We start from the raw sequence: 20,329 nt of genomic DNA, 5'->3' as shown, positions 1-20,329 counted from the left end.
CTCGGATAAAGATAAGGTAAGCTTTTTCTAGACGCGGGCTGCTTCGACTTTTGCAGGCGTGGCGGGGGCGACTCGATCGCTGCGACGCTGCTCCGTTTCGCCATGCTCCTTCAGCAGCCGGGCCAGGCGGTGGCGCATAATAATGCCGGGGCGATCGCTCGCCATGTGTTGTTCCTCTGCCAAACTCAGCGGCGCGTCGTAATCCGTCCCTTCCAGAATCACGCGATCTTCCAGCGTCACCTGGCGATCGAACGCAATAATGTCTGCCGCCTTTGCCTCCGCTTCGGTGTCATTTCGCAAGCAAAACTGAATCACCTGCGAAGTCTGATCATCAATCGGCGTGTATGCAGTAAAGATGAGATGCGTCAAGCCGTTTGGATAGTCAATCTTCAGCGTGCGAGCAAAGGGCATGTACCAAGTGCGCGTGTTGGTGCGAATCGTTTTTTCTTCACCAATGCCCAGGTTTTTTTTCTGCAAATCTGGGTTCAGCACCTCCAGCCAGTGCTTCATCACGAAGCCAAATTCCGTTTCCGTCACCTCGTCGATTGGCGGCGGTTGCGGGTTCGACTGATCGCCCCAAGAACTGGCGTGGACAAAGTGACCGTGGGCGCTGTCGAAGGAGTTTTCAATCGCCCGCAGGCCGCCCACCTTCCACGTTTCATAAAACTCCTGGATAAACCGAAAACTGGGGTTAGTAAATTCGGGAATTCTGGGAATCGGTTGCAGCGGGTCTTCGTCTAAACACACCCAAACATAGCCATAGCGCTCGGCGCACTGAAACGCAGGCACGCGATAGGTCTTGGGAATGATAGTATCGGCATCGAGCTGGGGAACCTTGGTGCAGTTTCCCTGTGCGTCAAATTCCCAGCCGTGATAGGGGCAGCGCACACAGCCGTTTTGCACAATTCCCAACGACAGCCGGGCCGAACGGTGGCAGCAGCGATCGGCTAGCACCGCAGGTTGCCCGTTGGCATCGAGCCACAGCACCAGCGGTTGTCCCAAAAGTGTGAAAGATTTTGGGCCGTTGAGCAACTGGTCGATCGGCATGACGGGATACCAGAAGCGGCGCAGCACGGGCTGTTGGGTCGTCAGCATGATGTTCTCCAAATGAAACGAGTGAATGGATGAAGCGAACGATGGGATTCAAGATAGAGGGACAATGGGAGTAAAACAGAATGGATTGTTACAACGGAATGAATTGTTACAGGTGGGCAGGTTCAAGGCGCAATGCCAGAATTCGAGAAACTTTCGTATATTAGTTCTACAGAGATGAATTCTTTGATGTATTCAGCATTGTATACAAGAAGGTAACGTCCTCAAGCGGGCCAAATCTGTATCTAGAACTACAGAATTGACCTTTTCTACTACATTTCTGGAGTCGTCTTGTGGCTAAAACTAGCGCTCAGGCTGCCAAAGCAGACCGCAAACCCTCAGGCAGCAGCGTCGATCGCATCTATGAGCAACTCAGACAAATGGCGATGAACTATCAGTTTCGCCCCGGTGAGCCGCTGAACGAGGTGGATCTGGCGGCCTCATTTTCCGTGAGCCGGACTCCCCTGCGAGAGGTGTTAAACCGCTTAGTAGCGGAAGGCTTGCTTGATTTTGTGCCGCGCAAGGGTTTTTCCTGCAAGCCGCTGGATACGCAGCGCGTATTCGACCTGTATGAAGTCCGCTGCGGGCTGGAAATGATGAGCGCCCGACTCGCCACCGAACGCGCCACCGATGCCGAGCTTCAGGACTTGCAGCAGCACTGGAGCGCCATTTCAGACTCTTTCTGTGACCTGACTGCTGTAGAATGTGCCCGCTGCGACGAGCAGTTTCATGAACAGATTGCCCAGCTTTCCCACAATGCCGAACTGCTGCGATCGCTCCAAAACGTGAATGCCCGCGCCCACTATCTGCGGCTGATTTCGATGGAGCAGGAACATTATCGTCGCACCACCTGTGCCGAGCATCGTCTGATTTTGCAGGCGATGGGCGATCGCAATCCCGAAGCTGCGGCTCACAGGATGGCAGCCCACGTCACGCTGCGCCAGGAGGAGTTGGTGGAGGTCATTAAAGAGGCGATCGCCCGACTCTATATGACCTGAAATAACCTGACCTGAAATAACCTGACCTAAAGATTACCTGACCTGAGATAACTTGGGAATACAAAAAAGCTGCGTTAGAAAAGACTTCCGCAGCTTAGGGATTTGAGCGCTATGTCTGATTTGAACTCTGATTTGAACTCTGATTTGGAACGAGAGCGAAGGGCGATCGCCCCCATAGCAGGGCTTTTAGAGAGCTAGAAACTGGCGTTACAGTATGTAAAGGAAGCCCGCCCTAGTCACAAGGTTGAATGCCCAGGCATGAATCGTACCATCGTCTGGTTTCGTCGAGATTTGCGCGTCTTTGACCATGCCCCGCTGCATCGGGCCGCAGCACGGGGCGCGGTGATCCCTGTGTTTGTGCTGGATCGGGCGCTGCTGCATCATCCCGAAACCGCCGTGGCGCGGGTGGCGTTTATGCTGGAGTGTTTGCACGCGCTAGATCAAGATTTGCGCGATCGCGGCGGGCGGCTGATCCTCCGCTCTGGCGATCCGGTTGAGATTCTGCCCCAGTTGGTGCGCGAAACCCAGGCCGAGGGCATTTATGCATACATTGACTTTGAGCGAATTTATGGACGGGTGCGCGATGCGCGGCTGAACCGAGCGCTGACGCAGCAGCAGATGAAGATCCGCTGGTTTGAACCCGCCGCGACGACACCAGATCTGCTTCCCTATCCCAAATATCGAGAACTGTGGTATACCCACATGGCGCAGGAGATCGTGCCCGCTCCGACTCGCGTTGCCGTACCCGACGATATTCCCAGCGAAGTCATTCCTAGCCTCAGCAACTTGGGACTGGTTGCCGATGGCAAGCCGATTCCTCCCGGTGGCATTGCATCTGCGCGGGCACTGCTTCAGGAATTTCTAGCCGAAAAGAGCGATCGCTACTACTGGCAGCTTTCTTATCCGGGCGCAGAGGCCACATCAGGGCTGAGTCCGTACATCAAATTCGGCGCGATTTCGGTGCGCGAGTGTGTGCAAACAACCCAGGCGCAACTCAATGACGCGCCCGATGCGCGGGTGCAGCGCACTCGGCAGCAGTTCATTGCGCGGCTGCGGTGGGGCAGTGGCTTTGCCCAGCGATTTCGCTACATGCCCCAATTGGAAGTGCGATCGCTCTATACGGTCTTTGATGAGGACGGTTGGGCCTTTGACGAAGCGCTCTACGAAGCATGGAAGCAGGGGGAAACAGGCTTCCCCATTGTGGATGCAGCAGCCCGCTGTTTGCAGGAAACGGGCGGATGGAAACAGCTAAACTTCCGCGTCCGTGCCATCTACTCCAGCTTTCTGAGTAACTTACTCGGCATGGACTGGCGCTATGGGGCGCTGCACTTTATGCGGCATTTGATCGATGGCGACTGCCCAATCGACCATTACCAGTGGGCGATGCAGGCAGGGGTAACGCACTGTGTCGATAAAACCTGGACCCGCATTTACAACCCAGAGCAAACGGCGGTGGATCGCTGCGACCCAGACGGCCAATTCATCAAGCAATGGCTGCCCGAACTGGCACACCTGTCGCCTGCGGAACTGGGAGTGCCGCCGCGCCAAAAGGACTATCCCCCGCCGATCTTATCTTACAAAGCCGCCCGCCAGCGCCGCGTGCAGCAGCTAGAACGACAGCGGCAGGTGTTTCTGAATCAGGATAACGTGTTGCCTTATCTGGCGCGATTGCCCAACTCTCTCACACCCTTTGGAGCAGATTTGTATGCCAGCGAAATCGCTTGGTCTCAGGCGAGTCACTTAGATCTGTTTCCGCCCCCACTGGATCTGGAAGCGCTGGATCTGGAACAGGCAAAGGCACTCCGCACCTGGTTTGTTGCCCATGTGGACATCGTGCCGCGCAAAGTGCCAAGCCGTAAGCGGAATGCGAAATCGAAAGCTCCTGTACCCGCCGATAGTGTTCAATTAAACCTGTTGGGTTAGCATGTAGGAACGCAAATCGTCACGCCCCGATAAATCCTGTAAACACCTGACCAGATGCCAGACGGAACGGCCCACTGGGCAGAGATACGAACGTAGTAGTTCGCACATCTGCAATCAAATCTGCGACTCCGTTGCGAAACACAAACACGCCAAAACCACTGGCATTGCGCTGGGCTTGGTAGACTTCGCCTGCGCCAAGCTGAATCAGATCGCCCGGCGTGAAGTCGGTAATCAGCGCATAATCCCGAATGCCACCTGCACGGTAGTAGGAACCAGCGCGATCGCCCAGGATAAACCCATCCTGATCCGGCCCACCCGTCAGAATATCTACCTCCAAAAAGCCTCTAGACCCAGCACCCGCACCGTTTAGAATATCGATGCCCGTGCCACCCACCAAGCGATCGCCACTCCCGCCACCAATCAACACATCGTTGCCGCCCTGCCCGTCTAGAAAGTTGGTGCCGCTATTGCCCACAATGCGATCGCCATTTTGCGTCCCTCGCACGTTGACGAAATTCACCACGCTAAAGGTCAAAGTCCCCAAAAACGGCACATTATTCACCGTCAAACGGTTTGCACCCAGATTTACATCAAAGGAAGCAGTGCGCCCACTTAGTCCATCAATGGTGTTGGCAAACCCCGCCGCGCCAATCACCTGCTCGACACTGTTGAGGCGATCGACCCCCAGCCCGCCCTTGTTCATAAATCCACCTGGCAGCAGCGTCATGGCTCGCCCCATGCGGCTATAGTCGGCTGTGTCGAACCCATCGCCTCCTAGCATTTCATCATTGCCAACAGAGCCAGTGAGAATATCATTTCCGCCCAGTCCCAGCAGGCTATCGCTGCTGTTTGTCCCAAAAATCTTTTCTGAGCGGATGCTGCCAATGATGCGTGCCATGTCTACCTCCGTAATGTTATGCTGCCAATTCAGTCGTCATGGTTCGTTCTAGATAGCGTCGAAAGCGCTGGGCTAGAAGTCCCTGAGAACTGCGATTTGCTGTACTCGCCTCAGCGCTATCTGCCGTCATCAGTCGATCAATCTCGACATCCAAAATGCTGTCAAGCTGAGAATTTATGAAATTCACGCTCCGTTCCTGGGCGTATTCCATAACCAGGTTATGAAGCTGTATCTTCAGGCGTTCCTTGATCTGCTGACAAATGTGAATTCGCAGTTCGCGCAACTTCAGCAGGCGAGATACTTGGGGCTGTCCGCCCATTCCTACCAGCGGTGCGATTTCGCCCATCGATCGCCCTTGGGCGTAGAACAGGTGCAATGCTTTGAGAAACTGGCGATCGCGCTGTCCCCGCTGCCCTTGTAAATCTTGGAGGCGATCGCAAACCACTTGGGCGATCGCCCGATCCAGCACCGTCACTAACTCCTTTCGATAGCGCTGAAGAAACGCAGACTGGTTCTGCTCGGCCTCATCCAGTGCAGCAGCGGGCACGTCTACGGATTCCAGCGGCTCGGTAGACGGCTGACGCTGACGCAGTTTTTGGGCCAGATTGCTCAGTTGAGCCATCACTTGCAGCGGAAAACAGCGCTGACCCGTCGTTTTTTGCAAATGCTGGGCAATGTCCTGAAGCTGTTGCGTCGTGGGCGTGGGGCACTTGCCGCGATAGCCCTGCGATCGCACCTGGCGAAGCTGCTCAGAATACACAGCATGATAGCTTTCCAGCAGTTGACACGCCTGCTGAATCTCTACCTCAGTGAGGGCATAGCGCGAAGCGAGAGTGCGTCGAATCTGGCCCGTTGTTGCACTATTCAGGAGTGCCCAATCGCTAATCAGGTAAATTCCACGCTCTTGCAAAAAAGCGTTCAGTTCTCGATGGTAAAAAACTTTGCGCTTTGTCCAGGTGCTTAGGCAGGTGTTGCGCGAAGGATCAAAGCTACCCAGGATATCGTAGGCAAACGCTCGATAAACTAGGGAATCTAGCTCTGTCGCAGGCTGAAGAGACCCATTCGGATTCCACGCAATCGGCGCGTCATCCAGCACCAGCGGCAGCAGATCGCTCAGTTGAAAGCCGCCCCGCAGTCCAAATCGACTGGCTAACTCAATGCAAACCTGCACAATTTGGTGCGAGATATAGCAGCGCAGGCAAATTTCGGCGATCGCCCGTTCTGTTTCGCTGCCCGTTTGCCACAGCGTTATCAACTGCTGCTGAATCTGCTTGTGCGAAGAGAGAGAACTTCCTGAATCCAGGCAATGTGCTTGCAAAAATGCTTTTGCTTGTAGGCTCGTCTGTGTCTTGCGTGCGCCAGAACTGGTCAGCGTAATTTGCGTATAGTAGGGACGCAATAGGCTAGAAGCCGGACGAACAATTGCAGAGGGATAAGCAGGATTCATAGATTTGTAAGGGGGTTTTACAGACACAGCGTTACTCCTGAATGCAAATTTTTGGCAAGACAGACTAGACAAACGAGCGAGCCGCTTGCGTGAATGCAGTTTGCAAAGATGAAGGATTAGATAATGATTGGGGCTGATTCAGTTTGGAGACGTGTTCAGGAATTTCTAAGAACCTAGTTCAACTCAGCAAACTCTGAGTTAGCAGAATCAGTTTCTAACATCTGCTGACGCTGAAAGCGATGGTACGCAAACGTACTGCGAATCGCATTGATGAACGCAACGCTGATTAACGTTGCGACTGCCATTCCGAAGAGATTGGTGGGCATCCCCGACATCTGCAACAGAACGCGACTGAGCAGGTAAATCGATAGACCGGCGATCGCTGCGATTCTGGACATCCGTTGGATTCCCCAGGCGATCGCTCCATAGATCAGCGCATCCACAAACAGCAGCGGGTTAAATATTTCATCCAGTTCCAACAGCTCTGAAGGCAGCGTGTTTTGCGTTGCGGCGATCGCAAATGCAGTGGTCACACCCGCCAAAATCAGCGCAGCGATCACGCCCTGACGAGCCACTCGACGAGCCGTTGCGATACTGTCAATTTCGGGAAACCACCTGTTTTCGCGGTTTGTAGCGTTGGCTTGCATAGCCGTTTGGAGTTTCATAATAAGCAACCTCAGAAGGCGGGTGAGTGTGTTGGGCGGTTAACTTAATCAGACCACGAACCTCTTTTGAAAGAACTACCCCTGGGCGCAAACCTGCTCGCATAGAAACACAATCCAGATTGCAGATTTGTGCATGTTGAAAAGCCGGGTCAGAATCTAGGCGAATAAAGCCGCCTGTATAAAGACGCTATGGTGTTTTCAGTTCGTTTTGCACCCTAAAATTCAGTAAGATTCTTCAGCAGTTCTTTCAAAAACTTCAACCTGGACGGGTGGCGCTGGCGATGCGCGGGGGCTGAGACGCACGGCCAGTCGCCCACCATACACAAGCGCTAGGAGGGGCGATCGCCCTTGATGAACAGTTCGCAGGCGGCTGCATGGTTGCCGTAGCTCGCCTGAAACTCGCGCTCAAACAGCGCCTTGGTCTTGGCAAAGCCCGACTCGCTGCCCGCACCAGGAAGATGCTCTGCTACAGCGCGATCGCCAAACAACAGTGCCATATCCTGAGCAAATTCTGGCTGCTCCATATGCTGGTGCAGTACGTTATCAATTGCGTCCGTAGGAACTGCAACCAATCCTGGATTTTGCGATAACAAAAATAGGAGTCCAGCGTATTGGGCGATCGCTTTTACGGAGTGTGAACCGGAGCGCTCCATCCGAGTCAAAAAAGGCTGGAGCGACTGATGGAATGCAGGATTTTTAGCCTGAATGATGGCGAGAATATTCATAGGATTAGACCTCATACATCGGGGGGGTTGATAGGAGGCTTGGTTTAATCAGGCTATTTTTGCTGTCAGAAGCCTGATGGTAATAACACAATTCGACAAGCAAGCATTATGAAAATCAAAGTGGTTTTCAGGTCAACCTTCTGTCTACTCGTTAGGAAGAAATCAGTTAAAAAAGACCGGGTTACGAAAATGGTGAATAGAGATTTCGCCCTTCAGGAACGTTGACAGAAATCAAGTGGGAACTTTTTGAAGGCTGTTAGGTCTTGATTAACTTGCTCCTTCAATACCTCTATAGAACTATGGATGGACGGGTTATGCGATACCCATCCCCGTAGACTCCTTCGCAGAGAAGCACCAACAGATTTGCGTTTTCACGTAGGTCGGCTTGCCAAATTGAAAAATGTGCGCTTTTGCGTATCTCTCTCTTGAGGCAGACCTGGTATGATAGCGACCGAGCTTGAGCAGTCTAAGTGTTCCGGTTCGCAGCATCGATCCTCTGATCGATTAAAAGATTGATCAGAGGATCGATTAGAAGCTACTCAGAAGTTAGTTCTTCATTTGCCTGTTTTGTATTTATGAAGCCCTTATTGTTTAAGGCAGTCATTGTTCTGCCAGCTCTTTGTTGCATCAGCCTGTTTTCGATTGGCTGGATTGCGTTTCCGGCGATCGCCCAGACGCTGGAGGGTCGGGGACAAATTGTGAGTGGCCCAGGACAGGGCAGTGTAGTGCAGATTAGCCTGACGATTAATGGCAACCAGGTCACCTTTCATAGCGGGCCCTCTCAAGGACAGACCGCACAAATCCAAAATGGGGTAGCGAGAACTCCTGATGGCAATGTATGGCAATTTGCCCAAGGACGCAGACAGGTAACGCTCTATTCTGGCAATCGCGTGATTGTCTACGTTCTGCGGTGAAGCCATGCCTTTCGATAAACACTGGAAACTGCGATCGCTCGGACTTGGCGCACTTTGGGGACTGCTCTACACCCTCATTCTGCTGCCCTCCCTTTCAGTGGATACCCTGCTCAAAGAGTTTGAAGTTCAGCGCAAAGAGCAGCTTTCTAAAGTTCCAGAACCTCGTCAGACAGGCTTAGGATCTGATGCTGTCAACAAAATTCTTTTAGTCACCATTGATAATCAGGAAGTTATCGGAAGTCCCAAAAGCTTTAGCCGCTTCAGAAAACTAGAGGATTATACAAATCTAATTAAAAACCTCATCGATCTGGGCGCTCAAGTTGTTTTAATCAATCTGCCCTCAGAGGTACTTGATTCTCCAGAGCCTCTAACCCCAATCGAGTCAGGATTATCCGGAGACTCAATTCGTTCTCTGGTTGAAACCTACAGTCATAGAATTGTGCTATCTTCTCCTCCAGAGTTGAAGCGATCGGGCCCCTTCTTCCGCGTTTATAACCAATTTCTTCCAATCAATAGTCGGACTCTAGAGCCTATCTTCCCGCCGGAGACAATTCAGGGATTTTCAGAATTTTCAACCCCTGTTGCAAAAGATGGGCTTGCAGCCTCTTTGCAAATCAAGACAAGCCAGCAGCAACTCATCCGGCAACCATTGCTCAATCTGCTCAAGGCTTATTCGATTAATCCCGTCCGGTATCCCTATGCAGTTGAAAATAGCTTTAATTCAGGAATTTCGGACACCCATGCTTCTAAGGATGCAAAAGGCGGCCCTGTCAACTCCTTCCAATCAGCCGTTTGTCTTGCAGCCAATAAGTTAAATCCGAGTGATGTCTGTTCAAACAGTCCCTTGCCTTCTTATTCAGATCCCCACGTCAGTTTTTCGATGTGGGAAGCCGACTTTTCCAAAAGCTTGGGACAAGAGTTTTGCGGAACCAAAGTAATTGACCCAGTTCAGCAGGTGACAGGCTGCGATCGCACTTCTCGAAGAGATTTTTCCTCATCTCATATCGAGAAAGTCAAAGACAAAATCGTTATCATCGACTTTCCCAAAAATGACCCCAACTGGTCTGAACTGCCGACTTCAGTTAAGCCTGAACCGCTGAGTCCGGCAGAGATGCAGGCAAACGTACTGGCCAGCATCCTCAGCAACAATATCCAGTATCCCCTGAGTCAGGAGTGGAGTCTGGGATTGACGCTGGCAGGGTCTATGCTGATGGCGTGGTTGCTCAGCCCTGGATTGTCGAAATCGCGCCTCTGGTGGCTGACTCGTGGGCCGCTGATTGTTCTGGGGATTCCGCTCGCCTATGCCGCCTTGCTGCCCACCGCATTTGCTGGGCGCGTGGTTTTGCCAATCATGCTGCCCATTTTGACTTGGGTGCTGACGGGCATTTCGATGACACTGGTGCTGCTGCTCAAAAAATCAAGAGAGCAGGCCGCCAAGCAGCGACAAGAGTTGACCCAGCGAAATGCCACGCTGTCGCGGACGCGCAAGGTTTTGGCGAGGGTCGCAACCGATATTCACGACGGGCCGCTGCAAGAGCTAAAGCTGGTGATGGATCAGGTAGAAGAACTGGAAACCCTGATTGATCCAGAACTGCTAGTCGTGAAAACCAGCATCAAGTCGGAGCCGATTGTGGATAAGTTAGTTCGCATTGGCCAAGATATTCGTAATCAGCTTAATGATTTACAAATTATTGCTAGAAAGCAGCTTGATATTTCACCAGAGTTAGTTTCTGGGCTAGCCCAAGGAATTCAAACCCATCTCAAACAGCTTGAGGAACGTGGCGATCTGAGATTAAAAGTCAAGCAACGCATTAAACCACTTCAGGAACCAGAATTGAATCCAGACTGGATAGACGATCGAGAAGATATCTTTCGGTTCTTTAAGGAAGCCATCAACAATGTGATGCGCCATGCTCAGCAACCCTATGGCCGAGCAAACTGGGTCGAAGTTTGCCTGGAACAGCAGGGCGAACAATGTAAACTGGCGATCGCCAATGATGGGGTGGATGTATCGGGAAACACATCTAAAACCCTCGATCATCTTGCCGATGATCTGCCAAAGGGGACAGGTACAAAAACGATGGAAACGATCGCAATCAGCCTGGATAATGGACATTGGCAGAGAACTTTATCTCCAGAGGGCATATTACGGGTTGAGCTTTTTTGGAGTCTAAAGCAGGGTTTACGCTAACAGCTTCTCGCTATAGAATAAAAGTACCGCGAGAAATTTGGCGTAGCCAAGCAACAGAGATGCCCCCCAGCCAGCCTTTTTTTTTAATTGTTGAAGATCATCAGGAAGTTGCTGAGAGGAACCGCGATTTTCTTCAACAGGTTGATCCGAACTGTCGGTGTGCGATCGCCAATAATCCCTCTCAGGCAATGGAGTTTCTATCGCTAGAATCTCCAGATCTGATAGTTGTAGATTTGCTCTATGGAACCTTTAGCGGCGAACAGTCCGCCGAACCAGGGATTAACTTATTGCGCCACATTTTTGAGAAGCATACAGAGCTGAATGTCCTGGTATACAGCAGTGAATATCGATTATTGACTCCGCTCATTTCTTATATCGATAGCCATAAAGGCGGATTTGCGGTCGCTAATAAGCTCGATCGTCGATCGACCTATATTAAATTTGCCCAGAGTGCGCTGAACGGTGAACTTTGCTTGCCTAGAGAACTGCGTCAAAGTTCCAATCTAAATCATCAAGATTTGGAGGTTCTAAATCTCCTGTGCAACGATTGTTTGTCGGATGACGCTCTGGCTAGTCGGCTGAATGTGTCCCGGCGGGCTGCCCAAAATTACGTCAAGCGCCTCAAGCAGCGCCTTGATGTCGATCTGATCTATACAGAAGAGGCAAATCATCGGGTTGCGATTTGCAAAATGGCCCGTGAAAGGGGCTTTTTGGGATAGCCTGTTGTTCATTTTATGCATTAAAAATTATGCATAAAAATCAGGTGAATTCTAACAGTACCTCAATGCTGCTAGAGTCCACCTGCAAAAAAGTTTTGGGTGTGAATTGGGCAATCCGCTGGGTGCATCCCACTTTTGTAGCCCTCACCCTAAATCCCTCTCCCAAAACGGGAGAGGGACTTCCAATCCGGCTCCCCTTCTCCCTATTTTGGGAGAAGGGGCTGGGGGATGAGGGCAAACTTGCAGAACTGGGATGCGCCCAATCCGCTGCATGGTGCGATCGCCTATGGGCAAGCCGTCCCAGGGACAAGGTCGAACGGGTTAGCTGGGTCATCAACTAACGTCGTGAGAACGCGAGTCGTTAAATCTTTGCGATCGCCCCGCTCATCAAAGCTAATCGTTTTGCCCGGAAAGATGCTGCTGGGAGCTTGCGCGGTCGCCAGTCCCTGACGGATTTCATCAGAAGTAACGCCGGGGCGAAACTTGGGCAGCAGCACCTCGATCGCCTCATAGGAGACTGCCGTTATCCGATTCACGCGGCCCAGCCAGTAGCGATTGGCAGACTCGTCAAAGTCTGGAGCGCATTTGGCAAACCAGTCTGTAGCGACAATTAGCCGATTGCTGAGGGCGAGACGCTCGTCCTTACTGCTGCCGCGATCGCTCCAGTCAGCGGTGTAAACTGGGGCAGAGGCCAGAATCAGCCGCCTGCCGCCGTCTGCTTTGATCACTGCCAGCGCCCGGTTAAAGGATTCGCTGTTGCCCGTGCGCCCGTCCGGCAGCACCACCAGTGCGTCTACGTCCTCGACCTGACGCAGCGCATCGGTTGCATCAAACTGCGGATCGGAAAGGTCAAACGTGCGAACAATCGTCCCCCGCAATTCGCTCTCAAACTGATAGCGCAGGTCGTTGCTGTAGAATTCCTGGGAGTTGGCAAATACGGCAACTCTGGGCTGGTTCTTTTGCTGATGCAGATATTCTGCTAGTGTTCTCGCTTCAATTTGCGTAGAAGAGGTAATGCGGAAAAACACGTCAGCGCCATTGCACCGCGCCCGCAGATTCATCACGGTGCTGAGGGGAGAAATGACCACCTGTTTTGCTGCGGCATACACAGGCAGAGAATCGCAAGTACCCCGACTGGTGTAGTTGCCGATGACTGCTAAGAGCGGCTGTCCGTCGAGCGCGGGAAGGTTAGGCTGAACCAGCGCTTCGGCGATCGCTCTGCTTTGCGCGGGCACGTTCAGATCATTGGCAATGATCACTTCCAAATTAATGGGCGCATTCGTCCGATTGACGGCTTGATCCTGTGCCTGAGCGATGCCAAACAGCATTTGCTTACCGATGTTAATCGGCGTTCCGTTGGGTTCACTTAGGGGCACCACAGCGGCGATCGTATAGGTCGGTTCCCCTGCCTGTCGCCGCAGCCGTACTTCTGCATTGTTTCGGAAAATCCGCACTTCAGGATCTTGTAGGGCTGCGGTTGCGTTTTTATATTGTGGGCTGTCGGAATCGGTGGAAAACTGCTGCCGTTGGGCTTCGGCGCGCTCCCGTAGTTCGTCAAATTCTGCTTTGGCGGTGTTGTAATCGCCCGTGGCAAACGCATTGATGCCCGCTTGCTTTAGCGCTGCATATGGCGCTTCCAGCTTGAGGCTGCCCAGCAAGTTTGCATTGCCGCCAGGGGTGATCAGCCGTTCATTCGGGAGCAGCGTGGGACTGGGATTGCCTTGTCCAGCAGTTCCGATTAATCCCTGAGAATTGCTCATTCCAGGTGGCTCGCACTGCACGAACAGACAGCGGACTGGCCGAAGCGAGACGAGGGCGATCGCCCCCAGCAGCACTGCCGCCGTGCCCGCGCCCAATATCCACTTGCGTCGGTTCGCAGGTATAGGCGACACCGGCGGCTGAATAGGCGGATCTCCTCGGACTGGAGTCGGCGGGACAGGAGGTGGCGGCGGGACAGGTTTAGGCTGCAAGTGATCTAGCAACAGTTGCCAGGTCAGCGGTTCTGCATTTTGCTTAATGCATACAGTTGGCAGCCAGGTCACTTCGGAATAGCGCAGGTTAAAATGCTCCAATCCCTGTCGCGCCGAGCGCATGGCCATCAGCAGGGAGCGCTTTTTTGTGGCGAATTCATGAAAAAAGCGCTGCAAAAACTCCACCGCCACCGGATCGGGCACGGGTTCCTTCATCACAATGCAGCGGGGTACGTCGATCTGGGCAAGCTGTTGCGCCAGCCCCAACCCGTCGCATGAGTTAAAGATTGCCAGTTGCAAGCCCTTGCGAACCAGCTTGCTCAGTGCAAACTTAAAGTTACGAATGCTAATTTCATCGGTTTGGTTCAGCAGCAGCCAGCCCACGTTGCCGTCATTATCGCTGCGGCTATGGCCGACATACACCATAATATGAAAGCCTTGCGGATCTTCGAGCGCAGCCTGGAGAGTTGCTGGAGACGGCTGAAGCAGCGAGATAACTTCCACCGTGTCAGGATGATCGTGTTCAAGCTGCTGGATTGCGGCCAGGTCTTGATCGGTGCTGATGTCGTCGCTTTCTCCCACAATGACCAGGATTCTGATTTTGGCAGCCTGGGGATAGCTGGGGCGTGACCCCAGGGCCGTGGTGGGGTTCAGCACCCGAATGGCAGCATCGCTGTAGTAGTAGTGCTGCCTCAACAGCTTCCAGTCTTGCCAGGGCAGTCGTTTGAGCGTGTCATCATTGCCAAGGTCAATGATTAGCAGCGGGCGATCGACGTTCCCATTACTGCTCCCATTTCCGTTCCCGTTCCCGTTCCCGTTTGCATAGCCATTTCCGTTGCCATAGCCATTTCGCCGCAACAGCGGAATCAGTGCCTCTCGCAGCTCGCGCCAATGCTTATTGCCGTCGTTCAGCCATTCGTTAAACTCTTCTTGCAGCCTTTCCGAAAGCCGAATCACGTCCTGCGCCGTGTGGTGAGTAATTTTGACACCGCTGATGCGAAAGTGCGATCGCACGCCCTCCTGCACCGCATAGGCCGCTTTCCACTCAGACAGCGCTGCCAGCAAGCTATCGGGCATCGGTGGCAGCACAGCCTCCAGTTCACCCAGATCGCGGCTATCTAGCCGAACTCGGTATCCAGCAGCGGGATTGTCCTCATCACGGGGGCGGAGTGTCAGCTTAATCGTTTCCATAGGGGCTTAGTTCATCACTTGATTGAAGATATTGCAAGCCTGGACAAACCTATGCAGTTTTTTTGGAGGATAGGACTTTATCCTTGCACCGAGGCTCTTGAGTCAGAATATGCCAGATTGCTGCCATTCTCTGGTATGCCGCTTTTCTGATAGTCAGTTTTGTTCTGATCATCAGTTGCCGCACTAGATGCAAAACTCCTCTGTCTTGCTGTCGTCGCCGAGTGCAATCCGCACGCTAAATCGATCGCCCGGATGGCAGTCGCACAACTCCACCTCTGTCCAGCCGCTGCCGCTTTTGGGGCGAGAATCCAGAATTGCTGCGCCTATCTCGTCCAGTACGGTGATTTGCAGATTGCGCGGCAGTTGGTCAGACGAAGCATCGGGATAGAGCCGTAGCCGCACGTTGAGCGTGTTGTCTTCAGTGGTAATGGAAATCACCTGAACCACCAGCACGACCTGCTTTTCGAGCGCCTTAAACTCGATTGCCTTGGCACGACTGACGGAATTAATCTGGGCGTCTATATCTGGAGGGACTGAAAAGCTGCCGCCCGTGGCGTTGCGAGATCCCGAACGCATGGTTCGATGGCTAGCGACGAAGGCTTCGGGCGATCGCCATTCGGGATGCCGAAACTGCCCCATCAGCCACTCGCGCAGGTTCACGATCGCCAGTTCAGGATGCAGCACATCCAGCAGCGAGTCGAGCGGCAGCAGTTCGCTCAACGGTACGGTCATCGGCTCAAGGGGGGCATCGTCTTCTGCAAACGGAACACCCCGCACAAACCCCAGCAGATCAACTGCGTCCAACTGTTCATGAAACTGAACCGCAACGTAGCCCAGTCGGTCTTGTGCAGCTTCCAGGGGGAGGGTCATTGCGGTTTCTCCGGGCAAGACCGGGCGACATTCCAGCCTACCAACACCCGGCAGCACCAGATCGGCTACATCCAGCACCGCCCTCAGTCCTGGTTGCCAGCAGTCTCCTTCGGCAAGGCTGGTGTTCAGTTCCAACCAGTTCAGATAGGTCTGCACTGCGTAGACCGCCAGCGTGTTCAAATAGACCCGTTTGCCTTTCCCCGGCGTGGCCTGCTCGGCTGCAAACTGGGCGGCAGATTCAAACGCATCTTGACTGAGGGGAATGGGTAGGCCGATGAATTCTACAGTGTTCATTGTTGCGTTCCAGAAAATGAGGGTGCAGTTGAGCAGATAACATTCAGAGGAGATTCATGTTGCAATTCGCTGAAACATTCCGATTCAGTGCGGACGGGAAATCAGAGACGATGCTTTTTGAGTTTGGGCAGGCAATCACTCTGCCAGTGTTTGGCCACGGTAGATTCTTTGATCTTGAGGTCGCGGGCGATCGCCCTCATCGACTCTGGCGGCTGAGACAGCAGCAGCCGTTTGGCCACATCAAGACAGTTGCAGAATTCTTGCGCGGGCGGGTGACAATCGCCCAAACACTGCGCCTCATCAGACTGAAGAAATTCGACCACTTGAGGATCAAACCGCAGCGCGACAATTTGCAGCAGGGGTAAGCACTTTTCGCGCCAGTGAGTGTAGAGCGTTTGCTCCGGAATGCCAAAATCCTGGGCGATCGCCCGTCTCGTTTCGGGCGGTTCGCTCAGGTGCAGCCGCTGAATCAGCGCTTGACAGTGACACTCTAAAAACCGATTGGGATGGCAGCCCTGCAATATTGCATCGGGGTCTGCTGCCAGATAGCGATGAATCTCTAGCCCGATGCGCTGCTGTTGCGCCTGCTGAAGGACCTGAATCCACGATTCCAGTAGCGTCATGTCTTGGCGTGGGTCGGGCGTGAGGTCACCCAAGGGCGTTTGATTGCCGTCTTCCCCGATTGACTGATCCAGCAGCACCACGCCGCCAAATTCTCGCTTGATCTCGCGTTCTTCGCGTTCCGGTCGGTGCAATTCCTTGATTTTTGTATCAGGGTTTCGCAAGTCCCGGATGCGCCCGTCCAGATAGCCGTTCACCCAGTTCATCAAATCCGCAGAAACCGAGGCACTGCGGGGGCTAAACTCGTCAATTGCCCGACAGACCCGCTCCAGCGTCAGGCTGAGGGCGTGGCCATAGTCGGGATGGCGAGAGCGGCGCAGCTTGGGCGATCGCTGAATGCACAACAGCAGCCGAGACAAGGCCTTGCGACGCAGCAGGGGCGCAGCATCGGGACTGCGAATCTCGTCTAAAAGAGCTTGAATTTGAGTGTCATCACACATGGTTTGGCAACAGGCGTAGGGAAAACACAGAAGACAGATTGAAACCGTTTATGGCACAAACAACACCAAACCGTTTGCTGAAACTCTATCAGCCTGACCCGGAGGCGTTATGAAAAATTGCAGACCTCAGCGGCGATTTTGCTTTGCGGCTGAGCGCCGATCGGACGCTGTATCTGGAGCATAGAGAGTTGGGTGTTCAGTTTGTGACAAAAAGTTCAGCCAAAAGTTCAATTTTCTCAGCCATTGCTGAGATGTATTGCCAGCCCCACCGCACCTATGCAGGCTTCGATCCGCCAGCCAAGCTGTACAAGCTGTGTAGCCTTTTAGCAGCTTGTTGAGAGAGTTTTTCTCTAAGCCTTAAGAAATTTCAACACGACCGCAAATTTGGGCATGAGCTAGAGGGCGATCGCCTGGGTACTCTAGACTATGGTTCCTGGGAAACAGTGGTCTTTTGAGTTTGCGATCGCCCCTCGTCGCCACCCCAGCCTCTCTGGCTATTGCTGGCCTCCCATGCCTGAGCAGGGCAACCTTGGCCGGGTGATATTATCGAGCGATCGCAGTTCAAAATTCCAACTCATGCCCCGTTCCGTCCGCTTCAAGCTGTCCCCCCAGCATCACGCCTATGATGAGGGTTGATGGGGATTCTCTGGTGATGAGGGGTATTGGATAATCAGGGACTCCTTTCTCTCAATTCAGGCTAGAACGCTGTGTCTAAAACCCGCCCGCATGTGCCTCGAAGGACATCCCACCGAGAGCACGTCCTACACCAGATCACCAATCGCATCCGCCAGTCTTTGGAACTGCCGGAAATTCTCTCCACCGCAGCCCGCGAAATTCGGCAGTTTCTCAGCGTCGATCGTGTGAAGATTTATCGCTTTGCCTCGGATGGCAGCGGCGAGGTGATTGCCGAAGCAATTCACAACAAACAGCTTCCATCACTGCTGCATCTCCACTTTCCAGCGAGCGATATTCCCCAGTCTTCGCGGGAGTTATTTATACGGGCCCGCCAGCGAGTGATCACCGACGTATCGGCCCAGCACCAGATGACCCATCGGCTAGATCACCCCGACACAGGCGAAAGCCTGATCAATCATGACATTCGCCATGCGCCCGCCGACCCCTGCCATGTGCAATACCTGACCACAATGGGGGTGCAGGCCTCACTGGTCGTGCCAGTGCTGCACCAGCGCCAACTGTGGGGGCTATTGGTCGCACACCACAGCAAGCCACGCCATTTTTCTGAACGGGAGCTTCAGGTGGTGCAGTTGTCGGTCGATCAGCTTTCGATTGCAATCGCCCAGGCAAACCTGCTGGCCCAAACCCGCGAGCAGGTGCTTTACGAAGCAACCCTCAACCAGGTCAGTCAACTCCTCCACAGCCCCCTAGGCCAGTCTGACATTCGGCAGCAGGTCCTCGAAGCCATCGTGGAAGCTCTGAAGGGGGTGGGCGGACGGCTCTACATCGCAGCCGAACCGGGCGGAGAGCCGGCCCAACTTTATGTCATAGGCGAGCAGCCCAACAGCCCTGATTTGGAGCAAGACCTGGTGTGGCAAGCGCTTCTGGGTCGGCCCACTGATGGACTTTCCGCACTCACCAGCACCCACACCCCCAGTCCAGAGGCGATCGCCCGGCTTGCTACTAGCCTCGAAGACTCCCTCGATTCCGAAAGGTCAGAAACCTGCCACTTTTACACCTTCGAGAGCCTGCAAGCCGATCCGCGCTGGCAGCCTATCGCCGCGCTGCTAGAGCCGACTTCTATTCGGGCGATCGCCCTCATCCCGCTCCAATTCCACCACCAGTTTGTTGGCTATCTAGGCATCTTTCGCAGCGGCTACGATCAGGAAATTCTGTGGGCAGGCCAGCACCAGAAAGATACTCGAAATATAATGCCCCGCGCCTCCTTCGCGGCCTGGCGCGAGATCAAGCTCAACCAAGCCCCAGAGTGGACGACCCACGATATCCGGCTGGCCAACTCGGTGGCAATTCACCTCTATCTGGCAGTGACCCAGCGGCGGGTGGAGGCCATGATGCGCTACCAAGCGTCGCACGATGCCCTCACTAGCCTGCCCAATCGGCTGCTGTTTAACGACCAGCTTTCGCTGGCCCTGGCCAGCGCCCAGCAGGACGACGAAATGCTAGGGGTGGCATTTCTTGATCTGGATCGATTCAAGCTGATCAACGATTCGCTCGGCCACGCGATCGGCGATGAGCTGCTGCAAGAGGTGGCCCGGCGGCTGCGGGCCTGCCTGCGGCCCTGCGATGCGATCGCCCGCTGGGGCGGCGACGAGTTTACCTTGGTGCTGCCACACCTCCACTCTGCCGAAGACATTACTCACATCGCCCAGCGCATTCTTGACCGACTCACCAGTTCGTTTTATCTGGGTGACCAGGAGCTATACATCACCGCCAGTCTGGGCATTGCCCTGTTTCCCTACGATGGGACAGATGTCGAAACCTTGCTGAAAAATGCCGATCTGGCCATGTACCAGGCCAAGCAGCATGGCAAAAACAACTACCAGATTTATCACGAAGGCATGGCGGTGCAAACGTTGAACCACCTGGCGCTAGAGAGCGACCTGCGAAAGGCGCTGTCTCGTGAGGAACTGCTGCTGCACTATCAGCCGCAGATTGACCTGATGACGGGGGCAATCGTCGGCGTAGAAGCGCTGCTGCGCTGGCAGCACCCGCTGCTGGGCTTTGTCTCGCCGGCCCAGTTCATTCCCCTGGCCGAAGAGTCGGGCATCATCTGCTCAATTGGGGAATGGGTGCTGCGAACCGCTTGTCAGCAGCAGCGGGCCTGGCAGGATGCCGGATTGCCGCCGATGCGGATGGCGGTAAACCTGTCGGCGCAGCAGTTTCAGCAGAGCAGTTTGGCCACCTCTATCCTGCAAACGCTGGAAGAAACGGGCATGGAACCCCAGTATTTGGAGCTAGAAATTACCGAAAGCGCTGCCATGCGCGATGTGCAGTTTACCACTAGCACGCTGAGCCGACTGGTGGATCTGGGCGTGCAGATTGCAATGGACGACTTTGGCACAGGCTATTCCTCCCTCAGCGTGATCAAGCACTTTCCGCTGCACACGCTGAAGATCGACCAGTCCTTTGTTCGCGATGCCCCCCATAATTCCAGCGACGTGGCGATCGCCAACACCGTCGTCGCCCTCGGTCGCGGGCTGGGTCTCAAGGTTCTCGCCGAAGGGGTAGAAACCGCTGAACAAGTTGAGTTTCTTCGCTCCATCCAGTGCGACTTTGCCCAAGGCTATTACTTTAGCCGTCCCCTGCCGCCAGAGGCGATCGCACCGCTGCTTGCGGCGGATCAGGTGACCGGGTAACCGGATGATCCTGTGAAAAGATACGGTAAGACCAGTTGG

Annotated in this window: 15 protein-coding genes; 7 read left to right on the top strand and 8 right to left on the bottom strand. The window is 53.9% G+C overall.

The window, feature by feature from the left end; all coding sequences use genetic code 11:
• Positions 1–27 precede the first annotated feature (27 nt).
• On the bottom strand, positions 28–1,095 hold the full coding sequence (locus tag IGS16_RS06385) for an aromatic ring-hydroxylating dioxygenase subunit alpha (protein WP_297084316.1): 1,068 nt from the start codon (positions 1,093–1,095) through the stop codon (positions 28–30).
• 290 nt (positions 1,096–1,385) lie between these two features.
• On the opposite strand from IGS16_RS06385, the gene IGS16_RS06380 reads away from it, so the two are divergent.
• Both IGS16_RS06380 and IGS16_RS06375 read left to right on the top strand, forming a co-directional pair.
• Positions 1,386–2,090: a GntR family transcriptional regulator gene (locus IGS16_RS06380; protein ID WP_297084314.1), complete on the top strand. Its 705-nt coding sequence runs from the start codon at positions 1,386–1,388 to the stop codon at positions 2,088–2,090.
• Positions 2,091–2,348: 258 nt separating this feature from the next.
• Positions 2,349–4,013: a deoxyribodipyrimidine photo-lyase gene (locus IGS16_RS06375; protein ID WP_297084312.1), complete on the top strand. Its 1,665-nt coding sequence runs from the start codon at positions 2,349–2,351 to the stop codon at positions 4,011–4,013.
• Between the two features lie 19 nt (positions 4,014–4,032).
• On the opposite strand, the gene IGS16_RS06370 is transcribed toward IGS16_RS06375, so the two are convergent.
• The 4 genes from IGS16_RS06370 to IGS16_RS06355 all read right to left on the bottom strand — a co-directional run bounded on the left by IGS16_RS06370 (position 4,033) and on the right by IGS16_RS06355 (position 7,748).
• Entirely contained in the window at positions 4,033–4,911 is an 879-nt protein-coding gene (locus IGS16_RS06370; RefSeq protein WP_297084310.1) for a hypothetical protein, read from the bottom strand.
• A 16-nt stretch (positions 4,912–4,927) separates the two neighbouring features.
• Positions 4,928–6,358: a hypothetical protein gene (locus IGS16_RS06365; protein WP_297084308.1), complete on the bottom strand. Its 1,431-nt coding sequence runs from the start codon at positions 6,356–6,358 to the stop codon at positions 4,928–4,930.
• Positions 6,359–6,531: 173 nt separating this feature from the next.
• The gene (locus IGS16_RS06360; RefSeq protein ID WP_297084306.1) at positions 6,532–7,023 is read right to left on the bottom strand and encodes a hypothetical protein; all 492 of its coding nucleotides are present in this window, start codon (positions 7,021–7,023) and stop codon (positions 6,532–6,534) included.
• A 329-nt stretch (positions 7,024–7,352) separates the two neighbouring features.
• Positions 7,353–7,748, bottom strand: coding sequence for a hypothetical protein (locus tag IGS16_RS06355; RefSeq protein ID WP_297084304.1), 396 nt, complete (start codon positions 7,746–7,748; stop codon positions 7,353–7,355).
• A gap of 575 nt (positions 7,749–8,323) precedes the next feature.
• On the opposite strand from IGS16_RS06355, the gene IGS16_RS06350 reads away from it, so the two are divergent.
• From IGS16_RS06350 to IGS16_RS06340, 3 genes are all read left to right on the top strand, one after another.
• A complete protein-coding gene (locus IGS16_RS06350) occupies positions 8,324–8,662 on the top strand; it encodes a hypothetical protein (protein ID WP_297084303.1) in 339 nt (112 codons plus the stop codon).
• Positions 8,663–8,759: 97 nt separating this feature from the next.
• Complete coding sequence (locus IGS16_RS06345) at positions 8,760–10,853, top strand: CHASE2 domain-containing protein (RefSeq protein ID WP_297084301.1); 2,094 nt, start codon at positions 8,760–8,762, stop codon at positions 10,851–10,853.
• Positions 10,854–10,912: 59 nt separating this feature from the next.
• Complete coding sequence (locus IGS16_RS06340) at positions 10,913–11,572, top strand: response regulator (protein WP_297084298.1); 660 nt, start codon at positions 10,913–10,915, stop codon at positions 11,570–11,572.
• A gap of 284 nt (positions 11,573–11,856) precedes the next feature.
• Here the strand turns inward: IGS16_RS06340 and IGS16_RS06335 are convergent, their stop codons facing one another.
• The 3 genes from IGS16_RS06335 to IGS16_RS06325 all read right to left on the bottom strand — a co-directional run bounded on the left by IGS16_RS06335 (position 11,857) and on the right by IGS16_RS06325 (position 16,958).
• Positions 11,857–14,733: a CHAT domain-containing protein gene (locus IGS16_RS06335; RefSeq protein WP_297084297.1), complete on the bottom strand. Its 2,877-nt coding sequence runs from the start codon at positions 14,731–14,733 to the stop codon at positions 11,857–11,859.
• Positions 14,734–14,916: 183 nt separating this feature from the next.
• Positions 14,917–15,897, bottom strand: a complete 981-nt coding sequence (locus IGS16_RS06330) for a DUF1822 family protein (RefSeq protein WP_297084295.1) — start codon at positions 15,895–15,897, stop codon at positions 14,917–14,919.
• 101 nt (positions 15,898–15,998) lie between these two features.
• Complete coding sequence (locus IGS16_RS06325; protein WP_297084293.1) at positions 15,999–16,958, bottom strand: hypothetical protein; 960 nt, start codon at positions 16,956–16,958, stop codon at positions 15,999–16,001.
• A 426-nt stretch (positions 16,959–17,384) separates the two neighbouring features.
• Here IGS16_RS06325 and IGS16_RS06320 point away from each other — a divergent pair, with 426 nt between their 5' ends.
• Both IGS16_RS06320 and IGS16_RS06315 read left to right on the top strand, forming a co-directional pair.
• A complete protein-coding gene (locus IGS16_RS06320; protein WP_297084291.1) occupies positions 17,385–17,594 on the top strand; it encodes a hypothetical protein in 210 nt (69 codons plus the stop codon).
• A 71-nt stretch (positions 17,595–17,665) separates the two neighbouring features.
• Positions 17,666–20,290, top strand: coding sequence for an EAL domain-containing protein (locus IGS16_RS06315; protein WP_297084289.1), 2,625 nt, complete (start codon positions 17,666–17,668; stop codon positions 20,288–20,290).
• Positions 20,291–20,329: the final 39 nt, after the last annotated feature.

The sequence above is a fragment of the Thermoleptolyngbya sp. C42_A2020_037 genome (genome assembly GCF_015272455.1).
Lineage (GTDB): Bacteria > Cyanobacteriota > Cyanobacteriia > Elainellales > Elainellaceae > Thermoleptolyngbya.
The sequence above is the reverse complement of the archived record's forward strand: the minus strand, read 5'-3'. Positions and strand labels throughout refer to the sequence as shown.

Excerpts from the sequence above, each read along its gene's own strand:
- IGS16_RS06325 (WP_297084293.1), bottom strand. The coding sequence starts at position 16,958 with ATGTGTGATGACACTCAAATTCAAGCTCTTTTAGACGAGATTCGCAGT.
- IGS16_RS06320 (WP_297084291.1), top strand. The coding sequence starts at position 17,385 with ATGGTTCCTGGGAAACAGTGGTCTTTTGAGTTTGCGATCGCCCCTCGT.
- IGS16_RS06375 (WP_297084312.1), top strand. The coding sequence starts at position 2,349 with ATGAATCGTACCATCGTCTGGTTTCGTCGAGATTTGCGCGTCTTTGAC.
- IGS16_RS06385 (WP_297084316.1), bottom strand. The coding sequence starts at position 1,095 with ATGCTGACGACCCAACAGCCCGTGCTGCGCCGCTTCTGGTATCCCGTC.
- IGS16_RS06340 (WP_297084298.1), top strand. The coding sequence starts at position 10,913 with ATGCCCCCCAGCCAGCCTTTTTTTTTAATTGTTGAAGATCATCAGGAA.
- IGS16_RS06335 (WP_297084297.1), bottom strand. The coding sequence starts at position 14,733 with ATGGAAACGATTAAGCTGACACTCCGCCCCCGTGATGAGGACAATCCC.
- IGS16_RS06370 (WP_297084310.1), bottom strand. The coding sequence starts at position 4,911 with ATGGCACGCATCATTGGCAGCATCCGCTCAGAAAAGATTTTTGGGACA.
- IGS16_RS06355 (WP_297084304.1), bottom strand. The coding sequence starts at position 7,748 with ATGAATATTCTCGCCATCATTCAGGCTAAAAATCCTGCATTCCATCAG.
- IGS16_RS06365 (WP_297084308.1), bottom strand. The coding sequence starts at position 6,358 with ATGAATCCTGCTTATCCCTCTGCAATTGTTCGTCCGGCTTCTAGCCTA.
- IGS16_RS06360 (WP_297084306.1), bottom strand. The coding sequence starts at position 7,023 with ATGAAACTCCAAACGGCTATGCAAGCCAACGCTACAAACCGCGAAAAC.
- IGS16_RS06330 (WP_297084295.1), bottom strand. The coding sequence starts at position 15,897 with ATGAACACTGTAGAATTCATCGGCCTACCCATTCCCCTCAGTCAAGAT.
- IGS16_RS06350 (WP_297084303.1), top strand. The coding sequence starts at position 8,324 with ATGAAGCCCTTATTGTTTAAGGCAGTCATTGTTCTGCCAGCTCTTTGT.